At 62.6% G+C, this 22617-nt stretch carries 17 protein-coding genes; 9 read left to right on the forward strand and 8 right to left on the reverse strand.

The features are described from left to right. The first annotated feature begins 163 nt into the window (after window positions 1-163). Entirely contained in the window at window positions 164-1303 is a 1140-nt protein-coding gene (locus tag AB5Y80_RS01435; RefSeq protein WP_277856129.1) for a diguanylate cyclase, read from the forward strand. 30 nt (window positions 1304-1333) lie between these two features. Here AB5Y80_RS01435 and AB5Y80_RS01440 read toward each other — a convergent pair whose 3' ends face one another. Further along, window positions 1334-1582, reverse strand: a complete 249-nt coding sequence (locus AB5Y80_RS01440) for a YciN family protein (protein ID WP_010673495.1) — start codon at window positions 1580-1582, stop codon at window positions 1334-1336. 151 nt (window positions 1583-1733) lie between these two features. Continuing rightward, on the reverse strand, window positions 1734-3113 hold the full coding sequence (locus AB5Y80_RS01445; RefSeq protein ID WP_041213343.1) for an MATE family efflux transporter: 1380 nt from the start codon (window positions 3111-3113) through the stop codon (window positions 1734-1736). 120 nt (window positions 3114-3233) lie between these two features. On the opposite strand from AB5Y80_RS01445, the gene AB5Y80_RS01450 reads away from it, so the two are divergent. Both AB5Y80_RS01450 and AB5Y80_RS01455 read left to right on the forward strand, forming a co-directional pair. Next, window positions 3234-4091 (forward strand): AraC family transcriptional regulator, encoded by an 858-nt coding sequence (locus AB5Y80_RS01450; RefSeq protein WP_041213342.1) that lies wholly within the window; start codon window positions 3234-3236, stop codon window positions 4089-4091. 55 nt (window positions 4092-4146) lie between these two features. After that, window positions 4147-5841 (forward strand): NAD-dependent malic enzyme, encoded by a 1695-nt coding sequence (locus tag AB5Y80_RS01455; protein WP_039039301.1) that lies wholly within the window; start codon window positions 4147-4149, stop codon window positions 5839-5841. Window positions 5842-5915: 74 nt separating this feature from the next. Here AB5Y80_RS01455 and AB5Y80_RS01460 read toward each other — a convergent pair whose 3' ends face one another. From AB5Y80_RS01460 to AB5Y80_RS01475, 4 genes are all read right to left on the reverse strand, one after another. Further along, the gene (locus tag AB5Y80_RS01460; RefSeq protein ID WP_042882465.1) at window positions 5916-6974 is read right to left on the reverse strand and encodes an OmpA family protein; all 1059 of its coding nucleotides are present in this window, start codon (window positions 6972-6974) and stop codon (window positions 5916-5918) included. A 219-nt stretch (window positions 6975-7193) separates the two neighbouring features. Then, complete coding sequence (gene ompA / locus AB5Y80_RS01465; RefSeq protein WP_039039303.1) at window positions 7194-8195, reverse strand: porin OmpA; 1002 nt, start codon at window positions 8193-8195, stop codon at window positions 7194-7196. A gap of 412 nt (window positions 8196-8607) precedes the next feature. Next, window positions 8608-9627, reverse strand: coding sequence for a porin OmpA (gene ompA / locus AB5Y80_RS01470; RefSeq protein WP_010673501.1), 1020 nt, complete (start codon window positions 9625-9627; stop codon window positions 8608-8610). A 305-nt stretch (window positions 9628-9932) separates the two neighbouring features. Then, window positions 9933-10520, reverse strand: a complete 588-nt coding sequence (locus tag AB5Y80_RS01475) for a hypothetical protein (protein WP_041214726.1) — start codon at window positions 10518-10520, stop codon at window positions 9933-9935. A gap of 258 nt (window positions 10521-10778) precedes the next feature. Here AB5Y80_RS01475 and AB5Y80_RS01480 point away from each other — a divergent pair, with 258 nt between their 5' ends. Continuing rightward, on the forward strand, window positions 10779-11045 hold the full coding sequence (locus AB5Y80_RS01480) for a DNA-binding transcriptional regulator (RefSeq protein WP_010673503.1): 267 nt from the start codon (window positions 10779-10781) through the stop codon (window positions 11043-11045). A 195-nt stretch (window positions 11046-11240) separates the two neighbouring features. Beyond that, complete coding sequence (locus AB5Y80_RS01485; protein ID WP_128318107.1) at window positions 11241-12602, forward strand: sodium-dependent transporter; 1362 nt, start codon at window positions 11241-11243, stop codon at window positions 12600-12602. Between the two features lie 65 nt (window positions 12603-12667). On the opposite strand, the gene rssA is transcribed toward AB5Y80_RS01485, so the two are convergent. Together rssA and AB5Y80_RS01495 are read right to left on the reverse strand one after the other, a co-directional pair. After that, window positions 12668-13537: a patatin-like phospholipase RssA gene (rssA, locus tag AB5Y80_RS01490; RefSeq protein WP_041213338.1), complete on the reverse strand. Its 870-nt coding sequence runs from the start codon at window positions 13535-13537 to the stop codon at window positions 12668-12670. A gap of 34 nt (window positions 13538-13571) precedes the next feature. After that, a complete protein-coding gene (locus AB5Y80_RS01495) occupies window positions 13572-15128 on the reverse strand; it encodes a sensor domain-containing diguanylate cyclase (RefSeq protein ID WP_164883078.1) in 1557 nt (518 codons plus the stop codon). Between the two features lie 210 nt (window positions 15129-15338). On the opposite strand from AB5Y80_RS01495, the gene AB5Y80_RS01500 reads away from it, so the two are divergent. From AB5Y80_RS01500 to AB5Y80_RS01515, 4 genes are all read left to right on the forward strand, one after another. Next, window positions 15339-16391: an efflux RND transporter periplasmic adaptor subunit gene (locus AB5Y80_RS01500; RefSeq protein ID WP_368172439.1), complete on the forward strand. Its 1053-nt coding sequence runs from the start codon at window positions 15339-15341 to the stop codon at window positions 16389-16391. Continuing rightward, on the forward strand, window positions 16391-19537 hold the full coding sequence (locus AB5Y80_RS01505; RefSeq protein WP_368172440.1) for an efflux RND transporter permease subunit: 3147 nt from the start codon (window positions 16391-16393) through the stop codon (window positions 19535-19537). The genes AB5Y80_RS01500 and AB5Y80_RS01505 overlap by 1 nt, the downstream gene beginning before the upstream one ends. A 196-nt stretch (window positions 19538-19733) precedes the next feature. Next, window positions 19734-22172, forward strand: a complete 2439-nt coding sequence (locus AB5Y80_RS01510; RefSeq protein WP_368172441.1) for a YgiQ family radical SAM protein — start codon at window positions 19734-19736, stop codon at window positions 22170-22172. A gap of 131 nt (window positions 22173-22303) precedes the next feature. Then, the coding region (locus AB5Y80_RS01515; protein WP_368172442.1) for a helix-turn-helix domain-containing protein at window positions 22304-22617 on the forward strand (314 nt) is incomplete at its 3' end.

A 22617-nucleotide genomic window follows, 5' to 3' on the forward strand; every position in this document is an offset into this window, starting at 1 on the left:
GAGCGCAAACTCGTTTATTTCCTGATGGGTTGAAACGTTTTCCTGTGGCGATTAAGATCCGCCGGTTTGTGTGAGACCGATCCCTCACAAAGGGGAGGGAGGCTGATGCATCAGGATGGGGACGGTGTAGAATGAGCCCTCGGTTCGAAGATGGAGACTCTGGATGCTGAAGCTGTCGGAGTTCTGGAGTGCCCGCGCCCACTCCGAAGATTTTACCCTGACCCGGATGGGCTTCATGACGGTGCGGCTGCGGCTGCTCACCTGTCTGCTGATGGCGGGGCTCCCGAGCTGGGCCCTGGTGGACTGGCTGACCCTGCCAGCCATCCAGTTCGAGGCGCTGTTCCAGGTCAGGATCTTCTGCCTGCTGGCCCTCTCGCCCCTCATCCCCCTCTCCTATCTCATCCACTTCAAGCGCGAGCGCATGAAGCTGGCGCTGGGCTACCTGATGGCGGTGATGATGCTCTTCTCCCTCATCTGCCTGCACAGCTTCGGCGCGGATCAGGAGATGCAGGCGGGCTACATGGCCTTCCCCTATCTGCTCATCAGTCTGTTCGCCATCTTCCCCATTCCCCTCTCCCTCAGCCTGCAACTGGCGGGGGGCATTCTGGCCACCATGCTGGCGGGCAACTGGCTGCTGGTGGGCCAGCCCCTCTGGAGCGTGCAGACCCTCAACCAGGTCTGGCTGCTGGGGCTCTTTGCCATCGCCAGCGCCTGGGTGCAGTGCGGCCAGCTCAACATGCTGCTGCAACTCTATCGGGAATCCACCACGGACGAGCTGACCGGCATGATGAACCGCCGCCTGCTGATGAAGCAGCTCGAGAAGGCGAGGGCCGCCATGATCCGCAAACAGGCTCCCTTCGCGGTGCTGCTGCTGGATCTGGACCGCTTCAAGCGCATCAACGACACCTTCGGCCATCTGGCGGGGGATGCGGTGCTCAAGGAGGTGGCGGCCACCCTGTCGGAGCAGCTGGAGCCCGGCATGGTGCTCGGGCGTTACGGCGGGGAGGAGTTTGCCATCCTGTTGCCCGGTTGCACGGATCTGGCACAGGCCAAGCGGGTGGCGGAGCGGCTGCGGGTCGCGGTGGAGGCGAGGTTGGTGAAAAGCCCCACCTCCGACGAGCTGCTGGAGGTGACGGTGAGCATCGGTCTGACCCTGGCCCAGCGTGGCGAGGGGGTGGAGGTGCTGCTCAACCGGGCGGACGAGTGCCTCTACATGGCCAAGATGGCGGGTCGCAACTGCGTGGTGGCCGAGGCAGGGAAGCCCGCGGGCGATGCAGGGCGCACAAAAACGGATGCCGCCTGAGGGCGGCATCCGGTGATGACGGGGCTGGCGTCAGGCCAGGGTGTATTTGCCGGAGAGCTGCTGGGCCAGCAGCTTGAACATGTTGAACACCGCCATGGTCTTGCCGGTCGGGGTGCCGTCCTCTGCCAGGAAGAACTCCCCCTTGAACACCAGAATGTCCCCCTTCTGCTCCACCGAGTCGGCGCGCATGCCGTGGATGAAGTCCTCGTGTTCACGAATGATCTTGTTGGCCATCTCCAGCAGGGCAGTCTCGGTGATCCGCTCTTTTTGTGGTTGCATGCTCGTCTCCTTAAACGACTACTGGGCAGGGGCACAAGGGTCGGCATGGCCGGCGCACCCCGCCTCTGATTGAAGAGGGGGCCAGCATACTGCAAAGCGGGATTTTCTGTCATTGATATGACCCCGCATTTTCCCGCTTTGCGCTCTTCCCTTATCCCAGCACCAGATTGCGCAGCCAGCGGCGCTGGCGAATGCGGCGCTGCACCAGCAGCACCTTGGAGAGCTCCTCCAGCAGGACCACCGCCACCACCCAGGAGAGGGGCCAGCCCAGCAGGCTGACCGCCACCCAGGCCAGCGGCAGGCCGATGCACCACATGCCGACGATGTCGATGAAGATGCTGTAGTTGACGTCCCCCCCCGAGCGCAGCACCCCGACGATCCCCACCATGTTGAACACCTTGAGCAGCATGCCCAGACACATGATGGCGAGCACCTGGCCGGCCTCAGTCATCAGCTCGCCCGGCAGGTTGCCGACCCATTGCAGCAGGCTGCCCTGCATCAGCCAGACGGCGGTCCCCACCAGCAGGGCGCCGACGGGGGCCAGCAGCAGGAAGAGCTGGGAGTGCTGCCAGGCCTCGTCATACTCCTCGGCCCCGAGCCGGTGGCCGAGCAGGGTGGAGCAGGCCACCGCCAGCCCGAAGAAGAGGGAGATGAGGATGCTCTCCAGCGTGCCGAGGGTGGTCATGATGGCCAGGGCGTCGGTGCCGAGGTGCGCGTAGAGGAAGCCGTAGAGCAGCATGCCGAAGGCCCAGAGCCCGTCGTGCAGCAACAGCGGCAGGGCGATCAGGGTGAAGCGCACCACCTCCTTGCGCCTGAAGGCGGCGAGCCAGTCTTGCTTGCGCGGGATGAGACGGGGCTCGGCACGCCACACATAGGCAAGCAGCAGCGCTGTCTGCAGCAGGCGCGACAGGGTGGTGCCCCAGGCGGAACCGGCTACTCCCATGGCCTCGGCGCCGAAATGGCCGAAGATGAGGGCATAGTTGAGGATGACGTTGGCGATGATGGCGATGATGCCGATGCGGGTCGGTGCCGCGGCATTGCCCACCGAGCGCAGGGCCGACTCCAGGGGCACCACCACGGCGGTGCAGAGGATGGTGGCGCCGGTGATCATCAGGAACTCGTCGGCCAGCTCGCGCAGCGCGGGCTCCTGGCTGGCAAACCCGAGCACGCTGCCCGGTGAGAGCACATAGACGAGGGCAAAGGGCAGGCTCACCGCCAGAGCGCCCACCAGGGCCAGGGCCAGGGAGCGTCGCACCCCGGCCATCTCGCCACGGCCGAAATATTGTGCTGCCAACACCGAGACCCCGCCCGAGAGCCCCGCTATCACCAGCAGATTGAAGAAGAAGACCCGGTTGCCCAAGCCGACCGCCGCCACAGCCGTGGTGCCGAGCTGGCTCACCATCATGATGTCGATGAGGCCGAGCAGGGAGAACATCATGGATTGCAGCGAAACCGGCAGGGCCAGTCGCCACAGTCGCGTCATGAACTCGCGATCGGTGGTTTGTTTTAAAATCGCTTGCCAATAATTCATTTATGTTAACCGGGTTGGTAAAAATCAGGGTTTGTCGTGGGTATGATAGGGGTGATATCGGGAGGTTTCACTGTGAGCCCCTCTCGGCTTTCTTGTGCAAAACTATCCTGTTGAGGTGCTATGCCATTTATCAGCGAGTGTCTGGAAATCGCCCCGGCCTGCGAAGAGCGGATGCTGGGACGCGAAGGGCTGCCCCTGCTTGGGGAGGCGGGCGTCTTCCTGACCGGCCTCTCGACGATACGGGAGCACTACCTTATCCGCCGCAACCGACCGGAGTTTCACATCCTGATGGTGAGCCATGACGAGGGGGGCGCCCTGCTCACCGATGGCGGGGAGCAGCCCATCCCGGCGGGAGCCCTGGTCTTTCTCCCGGCCGCCGTGCCGGGGGGCCTCAGGCTGGTGGGGGAAGCCTGGCATACCAGTTGGATCCTGCTGGACGACGTGCCTCGCTGGCAGCATCTGCACCGGCTTGGCCATCGCATCTGGCAGGGGGAGGAGGGGGAGCAGCTCTACCACCTGCTCAGCCTGATGCAGGGGGAGGGAATACGTTCGCCACTCCAGCCCCAGCTGCTGAGCCTGCTGCTGGCGCTCTTGGAGCGAACCCTGCAGGGGGAGGTGCGCGGCACGCCGGAGCTGCGGCTACAGGCGCTGTTTCGGCGGGTGGAGGCACGTCTGGACGAGCCCTGGAGCGTGGCCCTGCTGGCCGACCAGATGGCCTGCTCGGTACCCCATCTGCACCGGCTCTGCCAGCAGGTGTTCGGCATGGGCCCCATGGCCTGGCTCACCGGGCTTCGCATGAACAAGGCGCGCCAGTTGCTGCTCTACACCAACTGGCCGCTGGCCGAGCTGGCGGCCCGGGTCGGATACAGCGACGGCGCCAACTTTGCCAACCGTTTTCGCCGCCTGACGGGTCAGACTCCGGGGGCCTTTCGTCGACTGGGTCGCAAACCTTTCGCAAGGGAGGTGCAAACCCTTTGAAATTGTTGGCTCAAGCCCATAGGATCGACGGGCCACACAGTCAAGGTACAGATCCATGTTTGAAGATAATAATCAGAAACGTCCCCTCTACATTCCCTACGCAGGTCCAGCCCTGCTGGAGACGCCGTTGCTCAACAAGGGCAGCGCCTTCACCAGCGAAGAACGCAGCAGCTTCAATCTGGAGGGTCTGCTGCCCCAGAACATCGAAACCATCGAAGAGCAGGCAGAGCGTGCCTATCGCCAGTTCATGGCGTTTGGCAACGACATGGACAAGCACATCTATTTGCGCAACATCCAGGATACCAACGAAACGCTCTTCTACCGCCTGCTGAACAACCACCTCACCGAAATGCTGCCGGTCATCTACACCCCGACGGTCGGCAAGGCGTGCGAGGAGTTCTCCAACATCTATCGCCGCGCCCGCGGCCTCTTCATCTCCTATCCGGACAAGGACAGGATCGATGACATGCTGCAAAACGCCACCAAGCAGAACGTCAAGGTGATCGTGGTCACCGATGGCGAACGCATCCTGGGCCTCGGGGATCAGGGCATCGGCGGCATGGGCATTCCCATCGGCAAGCTCTCCCTCTACACCGCCTGTGGCGGCATCTCCCCGGCCTACTGCCTGCCGGTGGTGCTGGACGTGGGCACCAACAACCAGCAGTTGCTGAACGACCCCTTCTACATGGGGTGGCGCCATCCGCGCATCTCCGGCGAAGAGTACGACGAGTTCGTCGATGCCTTCATCCAGGCGGTCAAGCGCCGCTGGCCGGACATCCTGCTGCAGTTCGAGGATTTCGCCCAGGGCAATGCCACCCCGCTGCTCAACCGCTACAAGGATGAGCTGTGCTGCTTCAACGATGACATTCAGGGGACCGCTGCGGTGACCCTGGGCAGCCTCATCGCCGCCTGCAAGGCCTCCGGTGCCAAGCTCTCCGAGAAGCGGGTCGCCTTCCTCGGGGCGGGTAGTGCCGGGTGTGGCATCGCCGAGCAGATCGTGGCGCAGATGAAGGCCGAAGGGCTGACCGACGCCGAGGCGCGGGGCCGGGTCTTCATGGTGGACCGATTCGGTCTCATCACCGACAAGATCCCCAACCAGCTCGACTTCCAGCGCAAGCTCTCCCAGCCGGTCGAGCGGATCAAGGAGTGGCCGGTGGGGGACAACATCTCCCTGCTGGAGGTGATGGAGCACGGTCGCCCGGACATCCTGATCGGGGTCTCCGGCCAGCCCGGCCTCTTCACCGAAGAGGTGGTCAAGACCATGCACAAGCACTGTGCCCGTCCCATCATCTTCCCGCTCTCCAACCCCACTTCCCGGGTGGAAGCCACCCCGGCGGATCTCATTCGCTGGACCGACGGCCAGGTGCTGGTCGCCACCGGCAGCCCGTTCGCACCGGTGGAGTACAAGGGCAAGCGCTACGTCATCGCCCAGTGCAACAACTCCTTCATCTTCCCGGGGATCGGCCTTGGGGTGATCGCCTCCGGTGCCAACCGGGTGACCGATGCCATGCTGATGTCGGCCAGCCGTGCCCTGGCGGATTGTTCACCCCTGGTGAAGGGGGAAGAGGGCTCCTTGCTGCCGGATCTGGCGGACATCCATCAGGTCTCCCGCTACATCGCCAAGATGGTGGCCAAGACCGCCATGTTGCAGGGCAAGGCGGTGCAGACCCCCGATGATGTGATCGATCAGGCCATCGAGGCGAACTTCTGGCGCCCCGAGTACCGCCGCTATCGTCGTACTTCCTTCTGATCCCAAGGGGACAGACATGCAGAAGGGATGCCTCGGCATCCCTTTTTTGTGCACGGCTGTGAAGGAAGAGGAGGTTATTGTGCCGGTTGCTCGGCGGGGGCGGGCTCGGCGGGATTGCTGACACCGGTGACCCGGATTTCGACCCGGCGATCCGGGGCCAGGCAGTCGATGAGGGCAGCCCTGGCCTTGATGGCATCACACTGGGTGCCAGTGACCGGGTTGCTCTCGCCATTGCCCTGGATGCTCACCTTGTCTGCGGGCAGCCCCTTGCCAATCAGGAAGTTGGCGACCGTGCTTGCACGGGCCTCCGACAGTGCCTGGTTGTTGGCATCCGAGCCGATGCGGTCGGTGTAGCCCATCACCATGGCGTTGCCATCCTTGGGTTTGACGTCGACGATCTGCTGGTAGAGGGCGTCGAGTGCCTGCATCCCCTCCGGTTTGAGCTCCGCCTTGCCAAAGGCAAACAGCACATCCGAACTCAGGTTGAAGGTCTGATCCACCGGCTCGGGAGCCGGGGGCGGCGGTGCCACGACCAGAGGCGCGGCCACCGGCACTGCGGCGACGGTGCGATTGGGGTGAAGCACCAGCTCGATGGTGGCGGTACTGATGTCGCTGACCCAGCGTTTGGTACCGCTGCCCACCTTGTCGTTGTCAGGATCGTCCCCGACTCGCACCATGTAGCGGTAGCGGGTCTGGATGTCTACCCAGTCGCTCAGTCTGGCGGTCAGGCCCAGACCCGCCAGGGGAGCCAGGTTGTCATCTCCCCCGTTGACGGAGTCGACGTGATAGAGATAACCGCCCCCTTCGGCAAAGACAGAGAAGATGTCCCCGAGCGGCAAACGGCCAATGACCGACAGGGTGGCCCCCTTGCTGTTGAAGTCCTGGCCGGCAATATCCCAGTCACCGGTGGAGAGGTAGCCGAGCTCTGCCCCCAGATTCTCGTTGTAGTTGTAGCCGACAAAGGCGTTGATGGCGGTCGCGTCCTTGCCGACGTCCTTGCTGAAATCATCGATGTCATGGGCAAAGGCCCAGCCACCCCCAGCCCCCACATACCAGTCGTGAACAGGTGCCGCCTGGGCGGCACTCGTCGCCAATGCCAATGCAATCCACACAGGTTTCAGTCTTATGTTCATCGCGTATCCTCGTCGATGTTGGGTGTTATAGGGCTCCCAGCCCTTTGCTATGTATAGCCAACATTATGTATAGGCGATGTGAGCGCATTAACCATTTAAGTGACGCATCTGTATGGAAAATCGGTGAGACAGGCAGGTGGGCTGCCCGCGCTGGCGGTGCCGTCCGGGCATTAAAAAAGGGGCCGGAATGGCCCCTTTTTGCAACAGGTGGTTGTCCCCTTATTGCTGCACTTCCTGTACGCCGGTGACGCGCACTTCGACGCGGCGATCCGGTGCCAGGCAGGCGATCAGCTGAGCCTTGGCCTTGATGCCGTCACACTGGGTGCCGGTGACCGGGTTGGCTTCACCACGACCTTCGATGGAAACCTTGCCAGCCGGCAGACCCTTGCCAACCAGGAAGTCGGCCACGGTGCGGGCACGGGCTTCAGACAGCTTCAGGTTGTAGGCATCGGAGCCGATGCGGTCGGTGTAACCCACCACCACGGCGCTGCCATCTTTCGGCTGGACGTCGACGATCTGCTGATACAGGGTGTTGAGCGCAGCAGCCCCTTCCGGCTTCAGGGTGGATTTGCCGAAGGCAAACAGCACGTCCGAGCTCAGGGAGAAGTTCTTGTCGACCATGACAGGCTCGGGAACCGGCTCGGGAGCCGGTGCCGGGGCCGGTGCCACATAGGTGGTGCGGTTCGGGTGCATCACCAGTTCCAGGGTGGCGACGCTCATGTCGGTTTTCCAGGTTTTCTGATCGTCACCCAGATCCCACATGTAGCGGTAGCGGGCCTGCAGGTCGATAAGGTCGGAGAGCTTGGCAGTCAGACCCAGACCCGCCAGCGGCGAGGTGCCGTTGTCGCTCTGGCCGTTGCCGTTGACGTGGTTGAAGTAGGCACCCCCTTCGGCGAAGACGGAGAAGATGTCATTCATGGGCAGGCGTGCGATACCGGACAGGGTGGCACCCTGGGTTTTGAAGTCGACGCCATCGACGCCAGCCTTGCCGGCATAGAGATAGCCGAGCTCGGCGGCAAAGTTCTCGGTGAAGTTGTAACCGCCGAACAGGGAGAGCGCGGTGGCGTCCTTGTCAGCATCCTGGCCGAAGGTATCCAGGTCGTGGCCATAGGCCCAACCTGCACCCATACCTGTGTACCAGTCGTCGGCCGCCTGAGCGGTGGTGGTTCCCATGGCTGCAATGGCCAGAGCAATCAGGGTTGGTGCCATTTTCATTTTCATCGTTTTATCCTCGTTGAGTTGCCGTGCTATGGGCGTACTGCGCACTCTTTGTTATACCGGTCGCAGATGACACTTCATGTGCGACACCGTGAGCGGATCACGGACGGCTTGAATAAAAAATGGATGGAAACCTGGATTCTCATGAAGCTGTTTCTCCATGGACAACTAACCGGGCACTGAGCACTTTTAATAGTTCATCCAATGTCTTACAAGCGTTGCTACTGTATTCTTTTGAATCAGCGTGATCAAGTTTCTGCACAGATATGCAGCGCCGACACCGGTGTCGCGGGGCCGCAATACGGGGGTAAAGGGGAGAAAAGGTGAGACAGAGAGTGTCGCTGGGGGGAGGAGAGAGACAGCAAAAGGGGATGCCGTGGCATCCCCTTTTTTACGTTACCTGAGCGAAGTCAGATTACTTTTGAACTTCTTGTACGCCGGATACGCGAACTTCTACGCGACGGTCCGGAGCCAGGCAGGAGATCAGCTGAGCCTTGGCCTTGACGCCGTCACACTTGGTGCCGGTGACCGGGTTGGCTTCGCCGCGACCTTCGATAGCAACCTTGCTGGCAGCCATACCCTTGCTGACCAGGAAGTTGGCAACGGTGCGGGCACGAGCTTCAGACAGCTTCTGGTTGTAAGCGTCGGAACCGATACGGTCGGTGTAACCAACAACAACGGCGTTGCCGTCTTTCGGCTGGAACTCAACGATTTGCTGGTACAGAGCGTTCAGGGCTTGCACGCCTTCGGCCTTCAGGCTGTCTTTGCCAAAGGCGAACAGCACGTCGGAGTTCAGGGCGAAGTTCTTCTCAACGATTTGCGGAGCCGGGGCCGGTGCTTCTTCAACAACCGGGGCCGGAGCAGGCGCTACGTAGGAAGTACGGAACGGGTGGTAAACGGCTTCCAGGGTCGCAACGCTCTGGTTGGACTTGTAGCGTACGTTGTCGGCGTGCAGGTCAGCCACGTCCCACATGTAGCGGTAGCGAGCTTGCAGATCCAGCGCGTCGTTGACCTTGTAGGTCACACCGGCACCGGCCAGCGGGGATACTTTGGTATCGCTGGTGCCCAGACCATCGGTGTGGCCCCAGTAGGCGCCAGCTTCACCGAACAGGGAGAAATCGTTGCCCAGCGGCAGACGAGCGATACCGGACAGGGTGGCACCCTGGCTCTCGTAACGGTTGCCGTCGGTGTTGCCACGGCCGGTGTACTGGTAGCCCAGCTCGGAACCGAAGTATTCGTTGAAGTTGTAACCAACGAAGGCATTGGCAGCAGCCGCATCTTCTTCGCCAACGTTCACGCCTTCGATCTTGTTCAGACCGTTGAAGTGAGTTGCACCAACACCGGCGCCGAAGTAGATGTCGTCAGCGGCGTGAGCTGCAGTTGCACCCATGGTGGCCATAGCGATGGCGATCAGGGAAGGAGCCATTTTCATCATAAAATAATCCTCGTTGAGATGGCACGTTGTTCACGTGCTTCGCACTTTGTAATTTATGTAAGCTGCTGGCTCTGTCGACCAACGACGTTGGTGCGAACAGGGATCCTAGATCCATCCAGGAGGCACGTATCTGGGTGCACAAGTGTGCGGGTTGCACTGTCGACAATGCATACTCCGCCACGAACAGCCGACGTCATTCCGATGACGTGGCGCACTTTATGCCCATTTCAAAACATGATCAAGCTCACAGATAAGGGATGGGGCAAATTGTGTCGTAGGGATAACTGGCTGTTTCTTGGGATTTATTAGTGATCCAAGTAGGCGCGATGCAGTTTCTTCTCAAGCTTCATATAAGCCTCAGCCCAAGCGTGCCGCGGGATGGCGTCACCCGCCCTGACCGAGAGGACCGCAAGATAGTCCGCCTCGGTTGCTTCGCACAGCAAGGGTGTGAAACTGAGCAAGAAGTGACGGGCGAGGTAGGGATCGAGAGGCCAGATGTTGAGGATGGCCCGCGCCACGGGCTGGACGGCGGTGGAGCAGATGAAGTGCCGATGACCCGCTTCCAGCCATTGGGCCATCTCGGCGAGGCTTTCTTCCGGCACGATGCCGCCATCGCCTTTCTCCCTGGCCAGCGTCATCGTGTGACCATTGCCCAGTGCCAGGGTGCCGCTTTCTGCCACGACGCCGTCGTGGCTGCGCAGGGGAAGCGTTGCCTGGCCTTCAAGATAGAGGCTGCAGCTGTCCGGGAGGGCCGCCAGCACGGTGGCGGCGTCCCCCTGCATGGCCATGGGCAGCCAGAACGCTTCGGCCCGGGTCTGCAGACCCTGGGCGAGCTGACGGGGGAGGGAGTCCGGGTCGGAATGAAGACGGGAAATGATGCCGGGAAATGCCATGTTGATGACTCTCTTGGAAATAACCGGCGAATTATACGAGGGATGGCCGGGCAACAAGAAAGGTTTCTTTTCGAGACTGTTTACCTGAGGCGACGCAGCGATTACCATCCCCGAGGTTTGTGAAGGGTTGTCGTCGAAAGACGCTGATTATAGATAGAGGCTCGACCATAACGAGTCCGTTCAAAACTGATACACTTGACTACGAGTCGTCGCGAAAAATAAAGGTGGAGTCAATCCGCCGAACGGAGTATGGAACACATGAATTCAAATATCGTAACTGTTGGCAAGAAGATCCGTCAGATCCGCGAAGCGGTAGGCCTGAGCCGTCCCAAGTTTGCCGATCTGCTGGGCGTCCCCCCAACCACCCTGAAGAACTATGAACTGGGTTACCGTGAAGTCGGAGGCGCCTTCCTGGTTGCCCTGGCCCACCACCCCGATCTGCACAAGTTCACCCTCTGGCTGCTGGCTGACAAGAAAGTCGCCGAAATCGGCCAGATCGGTCCGGACGATATTGCCAAGGCTTGATTCAGTTCAACCTTGATAAAAATGCCGCCCTCGAGGCGGCATTTTTTATTTGTCAAAATGGATGATTATTTAATTAAATAATGGGTTGTGTGCGGTCAACGGCGATTTTCACTAAATCATCTTGTCGGGCTGGATTAATCCACGGAACACTCCGACCCTTTTAATTCAGGCGGTGATCCACACAGCGAGACAACGATGAGCCAATCCATTACCAAAGCCAGAGATGGGTTTACCAGCACCTTTGGCGTGCTGGCCGCGACCCTGGGGTCTGCCGTCGGGCTCGGCAATATCTGGAAGTTTCCCTATCTGACCGGTGAGAACGGTGGCGCCGGTTTTCTGCTGGTCTATGTCATCGCCACCCTGCTGGTGGGATTGCCGGTGATGATCTCCGAGATCATGCTGGGGCGCGAGGCCAGGACGGATGCGGTCAGCGGGCTCATCAAGCTGGCTCCGAAGGGGCAACCCTGGTGGCTGATCGCCGCCATGGGGGTGAGCGCGGCCTTCCTCATCATGTCGTTCTACTCCGAGGTGGCGGCCTGGGTGTTTGCCTACATCTTCAAGGCGGCCAGCGGCGAGATCCTCTCCACCGATCCCGCCGTCACGGGTGCTGCCTTCAATTCGCTCATCACGGATCCCTTGCAGAGTCTGCTCTGGCAGTGGCTGGTGCTGGCCCTGATGGGGGGGATCTTGCTGATGGGGGTCTCCAGGGGGATCGAAGCGGTCACCAAGCGGTTGATGCCACTGCTCTTCATCCTGCTGCTGGTGATAGGCGTGCGCAGCCTGACTCTGCCCGGAGCGAGCGAAGGACTGCATTTCCTGTTCTCGCCGGATTTCTCCAAGGTGACCGCAGGCGTCGTGCTGACGGCCATGGGGCTGGCGTTCTTCAAGCTCTCCATCGGGATGGGCTGCATGATGACCTATGGCAGCTATTTTCGCGATGATCAGCACATCCCTCTCACCACGGTACGGGTGATGTGCGCGGATCTCTTCGTCTCCATGCTGGCGGGGATCGCCATCTTCCCGGCTGTCTTTGCCTTTGGCTTCGAGCCGAGCGCAGGCCCCTCCCTGCTGTTCATCACCATACCCGCGGTCTTTGCCAGCATCCCCTTCGGCCACCTCTTCATGGTGCTCTTCTTCGTGCTCTCCGCCATCGCAGCCACCGGGGCCATGCTCTCCATCCTGGAGGTGCCAGTCTCGGTGCTCTCCGAGCGCTTTCACATGAGCCGCACAAGGGCGACCCTGATCAACCTGCTGGTGCTGGGGGCGGTCGGCTCGACCTGTGCGCTCTCGAGCAGCACGCTGGCGGATGTGCAGGTTGACGGGAAAACCTTCTTCGATCTGTTCGATTTCGTCTCTTCCAACGTGCTGATGCCCCTTGGCGGCATCTTCCTCTGCCTCTTTGTGGGCTGGGTCTGGGGCTTCGAGCGGATGACGACGGCGCTGACCAATGGAGGCAAGCTGGCGCTGCCCATCCTCAGGCCCCTGTTTTTCATCATCCGCTATGTGTCGCCGCTGCTGATCCTGGTGGTGATGCTCAAGGGGCTGGGGCTGTTCTGAGCCGCGTAACCCGAAACAAAAAAGCGCCTATTGGCGCTCTTTTTGTCTTTTACCCCGATATGTCTTCATATCAGGCAGAGTCGTGACAGCTCCTCCTTGAGCTGCTCCAGGTTGCGCTCGACACAGGCTTCCCCCTCGTCGATGGCGTCGCTCGCGCGGTGGAAATCCATGATGGAGAGGTTGCCAAGGCGCGGGCAGAGCTGGATCTCGGGGGGATCCCCGGCCATCCGGGCACGGGTGATGCGCTCCTGCATGATGTTGATGGAGCCCGTCATTACCCCCCACATGCCGGGGGTACTGGGTTCGCGTTCGCCCCGGTTCAACCACTGGCTGAGCAGCCCCCCCTGCACGGGCTCGTCCGGTTCGTCGGTCCAGGGCTGGTGCATGTCGGTGTTGAGGTTGACGGCGATCACCACCTCGGCTCCCATGGCGCGGGCCAGGGAGATGGGGACCGGGTTGACCACGGCCCCGTCCACCAGCCAGCGATCCTCCACCCGGGTCGGGGTGAGCAGGCCGGGCATGCCGCAGGAGGCGCGCACACACTGGCGAAGCGGTCCTTCCTGCAACCAGATCTCGCGACCGGTATCGAGTTCGGTGGCGACGCAGGCAAAGGGCAGCGGCAGGCTTTCGATGGCGGGATCCCCCAGATGGCCGGCGGCGATGCCAAATACCTTGTCACCGCGAAACAGGCCGCCGGAGAGGGCAGGATCGAGCAGCCCCATGACCTGCAGGCGGCTGAAGCCGCGCACCCAGCTCTCCAGCTTGTCCAGTTCACCAGCGGCATAGGCGGCGCCGACAAAGCTGCCGATGGAGCAGCCAGCCACCAGATCCGGCTTGACGCCCAGTCGCTCCAGGGCACGGATGATGCCGATGTGGGCCCATCCTCGGGCCGCACCGCTGCCCAGGGCCAATCCCAGACGGGGTTTTCGTGACACAGTTGCGTCTCCTGACATGAAGTGGGAGTCCAGCTTACTCCGGCTTATCCTGTCCGTCATCCCGCCACGCTTCGCTGCGATTGCGGCCGTTGGCCTTGGCCTGATAGAGGGCGATATCGGCGCGGCGGATCACCTCCTGCAAGGAGATGGCCGGTGACTGGCGACAGTGGCCCAGGCTGACGGTCACCTTCAACTCGGCCGCGATGGCGCTCCAGGGATGCTCTGCTATGCACAGACGAAGCCGCTCGGCCAAGGGGGCCAGAGGGATCGCTTCATCGGCGACGAGCAGCAGGAACTCCTCGCCGCCCCAGCGGATCAGGTGGCACTCCCGTGTCAGCAGGGACTGGCAGAGCTGCACCAGACGGATGAGGACCTGATCGCCCACCCCGTGGCCGAAACGGTCGTTGACCTGTTTGAAGTGATCGCAGTCAAACATGATGGCGCCGATGCGTTGGCGGCCTGCCAGGGCCTGGCGGTGTTCGAAGGCATCGAAGTAGTGGCGGTTGAAGGCGCCGGTCAGGGCATCGTGGCGTGACAGGTAGTTGAGGCGCCGGTTGAGGCGCTGGGCACGCAGGCTGGAGACGGTCGCCACCACCAGACAGAGAATGGTGATGAGCGCCGTCGCCGATTGCCACAACAGCGTCTGCAGCAGAGGCAGCAGCGGGATGCGATGGATGAGGGAGAGCGGTGTTTCCGGGATGGGATAGACGAGCTGCAAGGCGCCCTGTTGCCACTCATATTCCGCTGACTGCGCCGTCCTGACCGGGGGCGGCGCGGTACCGGACTGACTGCTGGCGAGGATCTGCTGATGGGCGTTGAGCAGGAACAGGGTACCAATCCGGGGGGCGAGGCGGTGCAGGGTCTGCGCCAGCGTGACGGTCTGGATGTCGATGCTGAGCAGGCCAATGATCTGGCCGCCCTGGGTAATGGGCTGGGAGAGGGTGATCATCTGCCCCCGTCCGGCAAAATCCTGGTAGGGGCGCGAGAGCATGGCGTGCTCCAGGTGGGGATACCTGGCCATCGCCTCCTGCCAGTAGGCCTTGCTGTAAATCACGGGATCGAAGCGAAACTGGCTGGATGGCACCCAGGGATAGAGGTAGATGAAATTGTCCGTACCGGTGAAGTAGATCCAGGCCACGTCCCTGTCCAGCAGCTTGCTGGCCGTGGCGAGCAGGGGGGAGAGGCTGAGGGCGAGATGTATTCTGGCTTGCCGCTCGCTGCCGTCATGGGGCAGCGGGCCCTGCCCGGTCAGGTTGCCGATGAGGGCGGGGGGCAGATCGACGGGGATGCGATCCAGGTTGATGCCGTGCTCCCCGTCGGATTGCAGCGCCTGATAGAGCTGGCGAGAGAGCACGGACTGGGGATTGCTGCGCAGGCGCTCCTCCGCCTGGCCGCGCATGGCCTCAAGGAAGGTCTCCATCCGCTGGTGCTGGCTGCTGAGCTGAGTCGCGGCGTTGATGGTGTCACGCTTGTTTATCTCGGTAACCTGGCGAAACGCATGTTGCAGGGCGAGCAGCAACAGCAGCAGGCCGAGGCCCAGCAGCAGCCACTGCAATCGGTATCTGGCAAAGGCGGGGGAGGGAATGGACATGGGCGTACCGGAAGATGGCGAGAGTCGGCATCAGTGTAAGGCAGAACCCTGACGCGCGTGCCGACAAGATGCGTTTTTGATGATCTTCTCACCGGACTGTTACGTTTTGTCACATTTATACATAGTCACGGCATAGTCAGGGGGTAACATGGTGCCATCCTTGATGAAGCTATCTCTTCTTCCTCTCTCTTTGACTGCATGGATCTTGTGATGAAAACGCGCGTGTGGCTGTGGCTTTCCCCTCTTCTTCTATTGCTGGCGGCGGGCGCCTGGCATCTGCGGCAGGCTGAACCCGCCAGCAAGCCTGTACCAAGAGAGATCAACATCAGGGCCGAAACCGTCAGGCAGAGCCTGGCCGAGCCCTCCATCAAACTGGTGAGCAAGCTTGCGGCCAATCGCTCCGTGGCCATCAGCCCCGAGGTGACCGGCCGCATTGCCACCATCGCGGTGAGTTCCGGCCAGCAGGTCAAACAGGGGCAGACCCTGATCGCCCTGGATGCGGGCAAGCAGCAGGCGGAGCTGGCCGAGCAGAGCGCCAGCGTGCGCGACGAGGCTCGCAAGCTGCGGGACATGCGCAAGCTGGTGGCGCGAGGCGCCGTCACCACCTCGGAGCTGGAGGGGCAGGAGGCGACTGTTGCCCAGGCCCAGGCCCGGGTCGATGCGGCCCGTTACGAGCTCTCCCTGCGCACCCTGGCGGCCCCCTTCGACGGCACCGTCAGCCTCATCGATCTCAGCGAAGGAGCCCTGGTCAACAGCGGCGACGTGCTCTTGCATCTGGACGAGCTGGCAAAACTGCGGCTCGATCTGGCGGTGCCCGAGCGCTACCTCTCCCTGCTGCGCCCCGGCATGGCGGTGACGGCAACCAGCTCGGCCTGGCCGGATCAATCCTTTTCCGGCGTGCTGGAGACCCTCGACAGCCGGATCTCCAGCGACACCCAGAACATCAAGGCCCGCGTCATCCTGCCCAACACCGGTGGCCAGCTGCGTCCCGGCATGCTGATGAACGTGGATCTCTCTCTGCCACCCCAGAAGATGACCCTGATCCCCGCCCAGTCGGTGGAGTATGCCGGCGAGCAGCGCTTCGTCTATCGCCTGGAGGCGGACGGACGGGTGAAGCGCGTGCTGGTGGAGCTTGGCGACACCCATGGCGAGGCCGTCTGGGTGCTCAAGGGGTTGAACGTCGGCGATCGCATCGCGGTGGAGGGGCTGGTCAATCTGCGCGACGGCGCCCAGGTACGTGATCTGGGCGAGGTGAAAGGCTGATGTGGCTCTCCGATATCTCAGTACGCCGTCCCCTGGTGGCGGTGGTCATCAGCGCCCTGCTCACCGTGTTCGGCCTGGTGGCCTTCAGCAAACTCACCGTGCGGGAGATGCCGGATGTGCAGACTCCGTCCGTCTCCATCACCACCACCTATGAGGGGGCGGCCCCCGAGGTGATGGAGAGCCAGGTCACCAAGCCCATCGAGGATCAGCTCTCCGGCATCAGCGGCATCAAGAACATCAACTCGGTGACCCGCAAGGGGCGCTCCTCCATCACGGTGGAGTTCAAGCTCGGCTGGAACATGCTGGAGGGCACCTCCGACGTGCGTGACGCCATCTCCCGGGCCAGACCCAAGCTGCCAGACGGGGCGGACGAGCCCATGGTGACCAAGGACAACGGCAACGGGGATGTGGCCATCTGGCTCAACTTCAGCAGCACCCAGATGGACCGTACCGCCATGACGGATTACGCCAATCGCATGCTGGTGGACCCCTTGAGCCTGGTGGATGGAGTGAGCGAGGTGTCTCTCTCCGGGGACCTGACCCAGGTGATGTACGTGCGGCTGCGCCCCGCCGACATGGCGGCCCGCGGCATCACGGTGGCCGACGTGCAGGATGCCCTCAAGCGGGAGAACATCGAGCTGCCGGGCGGCGAGATCCGCAACAACACCATGACCATGGCGGTGCAGATCGCACGGCTCTATCACAGTGCGGAAGATTTTCGCACCCTGCCGGTCAAAACCGCCACCAATGGTCAGAGCATCTATCTGGCGGACATTGCGGATGTGGAGGTGGGGGCCAAGAACGAAGACAGCGCCTATCAGCGCAACGGCCGCGAGAGCCTGGGGATTGGCATCGTCGCCCAGTCCACCGCCAATCCCCTGGCGGTGGCCCAGGGCATCGAGAAGAAGCTCGTGGAGATGCAGCGCTTCCTGCCGGAAGGGGCCACCCTTGAGGTCGACTACGACTCCACCATCTTCATCAAGCAGGCCATCGACGAGGTATACGAGACACTCGCCATCTGCGCCCTGCTGGTAGTCGCCGTGCTCTATCTCTTCCTCGGGCAGGGGCGCACCACGCTCATCCCCGCCATCACGGTCCCCGTCTCCCTGATTTCGGCCTTCATCGGTGCCTGGTATCTGGGCTTTTCCATCAATCTCATCACCTTGCTGGCCCTCATCCTCGCCATCGGCCTGGTGGTGGATGACGCCATCGTGGTGGTGGAGAACATCCACCACCACCTGCAACGGGGCGAGTCCCCCTTGATGGCGGCCTGGCACGGCACCCGGGAGGTGGGCTTTGCCGTCATCGCCACCACCGCCGTGCTGGTGATGGTGTTCGTGCCCATCGCCTTCATGGACGGCATGGTGGGGCGCCTCTTCACCGAGTTCGCCATCCTGCTCTCCCTGGCCGTGCTCTTCTCCTCCCTGGTGGCGCTCACCCTGACCCCGGCCATGGGCTCCTGGCTGATGCGTGCCGTGGACAAACCCAACGCCCTGACCGCCACCCTGGACAAGGGACTTGGCTGGGTGGAGGAGCGTTATCGCCGCGTGCTGGGGGCCGTGCTGCGCCGTGCCGTCTGGATGCCCCTGGTGTTGCTGCTCTGCCTCGGCGGCATTGGCGCCCTCTTTGGCAAGCTGCCCGCGAGCCTTACCCCGACCGAGGACAGGGGCGTGCTCTATGTGTTCGTGAAAGGGGCGGAGGGCACCAGCATCGAGCGGATGAAGCGCAACATGCAGCAGGTGGAGGCCGCCATCCTGCCGCTGCTCGGCAAGGGGGTGGTGCAGGCCATGAGCTTCAGCACCCCGGCCTTCGGGCGTGGTGGCGATCAGACCGGCATGGCCATCATCCAGCTCAGCGACTGGGCGGTGCGGGACGAAACGGCCACCGAGTTTGGCCGCTCCCTGAGCGGTCGCCTCGCCGGCATCCCCGACGTGATGATCCGCACCTTCCAGCCGGGGTTCAGAGGCGGCTCCACCGCGGCGGTGCAGTTCGTGCTGCAAGGCTCCGATTACGGCGAGCTCAACCAGCAGGGGCTGGCGCTCAAGGAGGCGGCGGCCCGGAGCGGGCTGATGCAGAGCCCGGATCTCGACTATGCCGAGAAGACCCCGGAGCTGCAGGTGACCATAGAGCGGGAGCGAGCCACCCAGCTCGGCATTCCGGTCTCCACCATCGCAAGCTCCCTGCAGGCCCTGCTCGGCGGCGTCAGCCAGACCACCTATGTGGACAGGGGCGAGGAGTATGATGTCTACCTGCGCGCCAACCAGACCCAGTTCAACGGCATCTCCGACATCAGCCGCATCTATTTGAAGGCCGCGAGCGGCGAGATGGTGAGCCTCTCCACCCTGGCGACCGTCACCCAGGTGGCGAGTCCCCAGCGCCTCAATCACTACCAGCGCCAGAAGGCGGTCACCCTCACCGCGGACGTGGCCCCCGGCCACACCCTGGGGGAGGCGCTCGACTTCCTGGATGGCTGGGCCGCAGATCACCTGCCCACCGGCATGTCGGTGGATTATGCCGGCGAGTCCAAGGACTATCGCGACAATCAGGGGGAGATGGCACTGGTGTTCGGCCTGGCCCTGCTGGTGGTCTATCTGGTGCTGGTGGCCCAGTTCGAGAGCCTGCTGACCCCGGCGGTGGTGATGATGACGGTGCCGCTCGGCATCTTCGGCGGCCTGCTCGGCCTCTGGCTCACGGGGCAGGAGCTCAGCATCTACAGCCAGATAGGCATGATCATGCTCATCGGCATGGTGACCAAGAACGGCATCCTCATCGTGGAGTTCATCAACCAGCTGCGCCAGCGGGGTGAAGGGTTCGAGGAGGCGATCATCAAGGGGTCGGTGCGCCGCCTGCGCCCCATCTTGATGACCTCGCTCACCGCCATCATCGGCGCCGTGCCCCTGATGCTCTCCATGGGGGCGGGGTACGAGAGCCGGATGGCCGTGGGGACCGTGGTCTTCTTCGGGTTGTCGCTCGCGACCCTGGTGACCCTGCTGGTGGTGCCCGCCATCTATCACCTGATCGCCAGACGCGCGGGGATGACGGGGGCGCGGGACCGACTGGTGGACGAGGTACTGGCCACGGCAACCTCGGCCAGCCCCTCCCCGGTGCCGGGGGCCCCCGAGGGGCGGGACAAACCGGCGGCCTAGCGTGCCGACCCGGATGACAGCAAGCAGGGCGCCAATGGGCGCCCTGCTTGTTGATGAGATCTGAGTCTGTCACGCCGACCTGTCGCGCCCGCTCGAAGGCGCCCCTTCCCCTCGCGTTCTGTAGGGGCAAAAAGCCGTCGCCCCCGCCTTGCTCTGCCGGTATAATGCGCGACCCGAATTGTTCCAGGTGGTCAAAATGCAGCCGGTTACCAACCTCTTCTCCTATCCCCGTTACTGGGCCGAGTGCTACGGCACGGCGCCCTTCCTGCCCATGTCCCGCGCGGAGATGGACAAGCTCGGCTGGGACAGCTGCGACATCGTGCTGGTGACAGGCGACGCCTACGTGGATCACCCGAGCTTCGGCATGGCGGTGATCGGCCGCATGCTCGAATCCCAGGGTTTTCGGGTCGGCATCATCGCCCAGCCGGACTGGTCATCGAAGGATGACTTCATGCGCCTGGGCAAGCCCAACCTCTTCTACGGGGTGACGGCGGGCAACATGGACTCCATGATCAACCGCTACACCGCCGACAAGAAACTGCGCCACGACGACGCCTACACCCCGGGGGATGTGGGCGGCAAGCGGCCGGATCGCGCCACCTTGGTCTACACCCAGCGCTGCAAAGAGGCCTATAAAGAGGTGCCGGTGGTCATCGGCGGCATCGAGGCATCCCTGCGCCGCATCGCCCATTACGACTACTGGTCCGAGACCATCCGCCGCTCCATCCTGATCGACGCCAAGGCCGACATCCTCATCTACGGCAACGCCGAGCGGCCGCTGGTGGAGGTGGCTCACCGCATCGCAGGCGGCGAGACCATCGACACCATGCAGGACATTCGCGGCACCGCCGTCATCCGCAAAGAGCCGCTGCCGGGCTGGCGCGGGGTGGATTCGAGCAAGCTCGACCAGATTGGCCGCATCGATCCCATCCCCAACCCCTATATGGAAGGGGCGCCTTGCAGCGATGACGAAGGCACCGCGCCAGTGGAGCAGGAAGCCAAGCCCATCCTGGTACAACCCCCTAAGCAAAAACCGTGGGAGAAGACCTATGTCAAGCTGCCGGCGTTCGAGCGGGTGAAGGAGGACAAGGTGCTCTACGCCCATGCGTCCCGCATCCTGCACCACGAGACCAACCCGGGCTGTGCCCGCGCGCTCTCCCAGGCTCACGGCGATCGCATCATCTGGGTCAACCCGCCCGCCTTCCCGCTCGAAACCGATGAGATGGACGGGGTGTTCGGCCTGCCGTACCAGCGGGTGCCGCACCCGGCCTATGGCAACGAGAAGATCCCGGCCTACGACATGATCAAGACCTCGGTCAACATCATGCGCGGCTGCTTCGGCGGCTGCTCCTTCTGCTCCATCACCGAGCACGAGGGGCGCATCATCCAGAGCCGCTCGGAAGAGTCGATCCTGAAAGAAATCGAAGAGATCCGCGACAAGGTGCCGGGCTTTACCGGCGTCATCTCGGATCTGGGCGGCCCCACCGCCAACATGTATAAGCTGCGCTGCAAGAGCCCCAAGGCCGAGCAGACCTGTCGCCGCGCCTCCTGCGTCTGGCCGACCATCTGTCCGCACATGGACACCGACCACAGCCCGACCATCAACCTCTATCGCAAGGCGCGCGATCTCAAGGGCATCAAGAAGATCCTGATCGCCTCCGGCGTGCGCTACGACATCGCGGTGGAAGATCCGCGCTACATCAAGGAGCTGGCCAAGTACCACGTCGGCGGCTACCTCAAGATCGCGCCGGAACACACCGAGGAGGGCCCGCTCTCCAAGATGATGAAGCCGGGCATGGGCAGCTACTACAGCTTCAAGGAGCTGTTCGACAAGTACTCCAAAGAGGCGGGCAAGCAGCAGTACCTGATCCCCTATTTCATCTCCGCCCATCCAGGCACCACGGATGAAGACATGGTGAACATGGCGCTCTGGATTAAAGCAAACCGCTTCAAGCTCGATCAGGTGCAGAACTTCTACCCGTCGCCGCTGGCCAACGCCACCACCATGTATTACACCGAGAAAAACCCCCTCAACAAGGTGAGTCGCCAGGGCGGGGACGTGTTCGTGGTGAAAGGGGAGCGTCGCCGTCGCCTGCACAAGGCGCTGCTGCGCTATCACGATCCGGCCGGCTGGCCGATGATCCGCGAAGCCCTGCTGGAGATGGGCAAGGGTCACCTCATCGGCAACGGCCCCGACTGCCTGGTGCCGCCGGAAGGCCGTGGTGAAGCCAAAGCCGAGCGCAGCCGCAGCAAGGGCCTCAAGCCCGCCCTGACCCGTCACAGTGCCATCACCCATCAGCGCAGCAATGGGGCTGGCAACAAGGCGGCTGGCGGTAAGGGCGCAGCGGCCGCCTCGCAAGGCAAGGCTCGCAACGACACCCCTGCCGCCAGCAAGGGCGGCAAGGCGGGCAATGGCAAGCCGGTGGGATCCCAGCTCCAGAAAGGGGCTGGCAACGGCAAGTCTGCCGCACAGGGTGCTGGGCAGGGCGCAAGTCAGGGTAAACCCGCTGGCAAACCAGCCCACAAGGGCAAGGCGCCGACCCGTGCCGGCTCTGCCAAGCCGGGTGCCAAACCTGCCACTCAAGGCGGCAAGCCTGCGGCCAAAGGGAATGGTGCCAAGCGACCGGCTCGGTGAGTTTTCCTGATTGGAAAACGATATGTATGGAGATGGTATTCACCTGACAGTTGCCCACAAAAGGGAGTGGTCATACGGCTTCAAACCGGATAACAAAACGGTACCCCTACCGTATTATCCGGAGTCACCGTATGACCACCAACGAGAAAGTAGCACGTCGTAAACTCAGCCTGCTAGAGCTCGCCAAAGAGCTTAATAACGTCAGCAAAGCCTGCAAGCTCATCGGCTACAGCCGCCAGCAGTTCTACGAGATTCGCCGTAACTACCAGACCTATGGGGCTGAGGGCTTGCTCGACAAACTCCCCGGCTGCAAAGGGGCGCATCCCAACCGGGTCGCTCCCGAGATTGAGCAGGCCATCCTCGATTACTCCCTCACCAGACCAACCCATGGCCCGCTGCGGGCCGCGCAAGAACTGGCTCTGCAAGGCATCAACGTCAGTGCGGG

It is taken from the genome of Aeromonas sp. R2-1 (genome assembly GCF_040908425.1).
Lineage (GTDB): Bacteria > Pseudomonadota > Gammaproteobacteria > Enterobacterales > Aeromonadaceae > Aeromonas > Aeromonas caviae.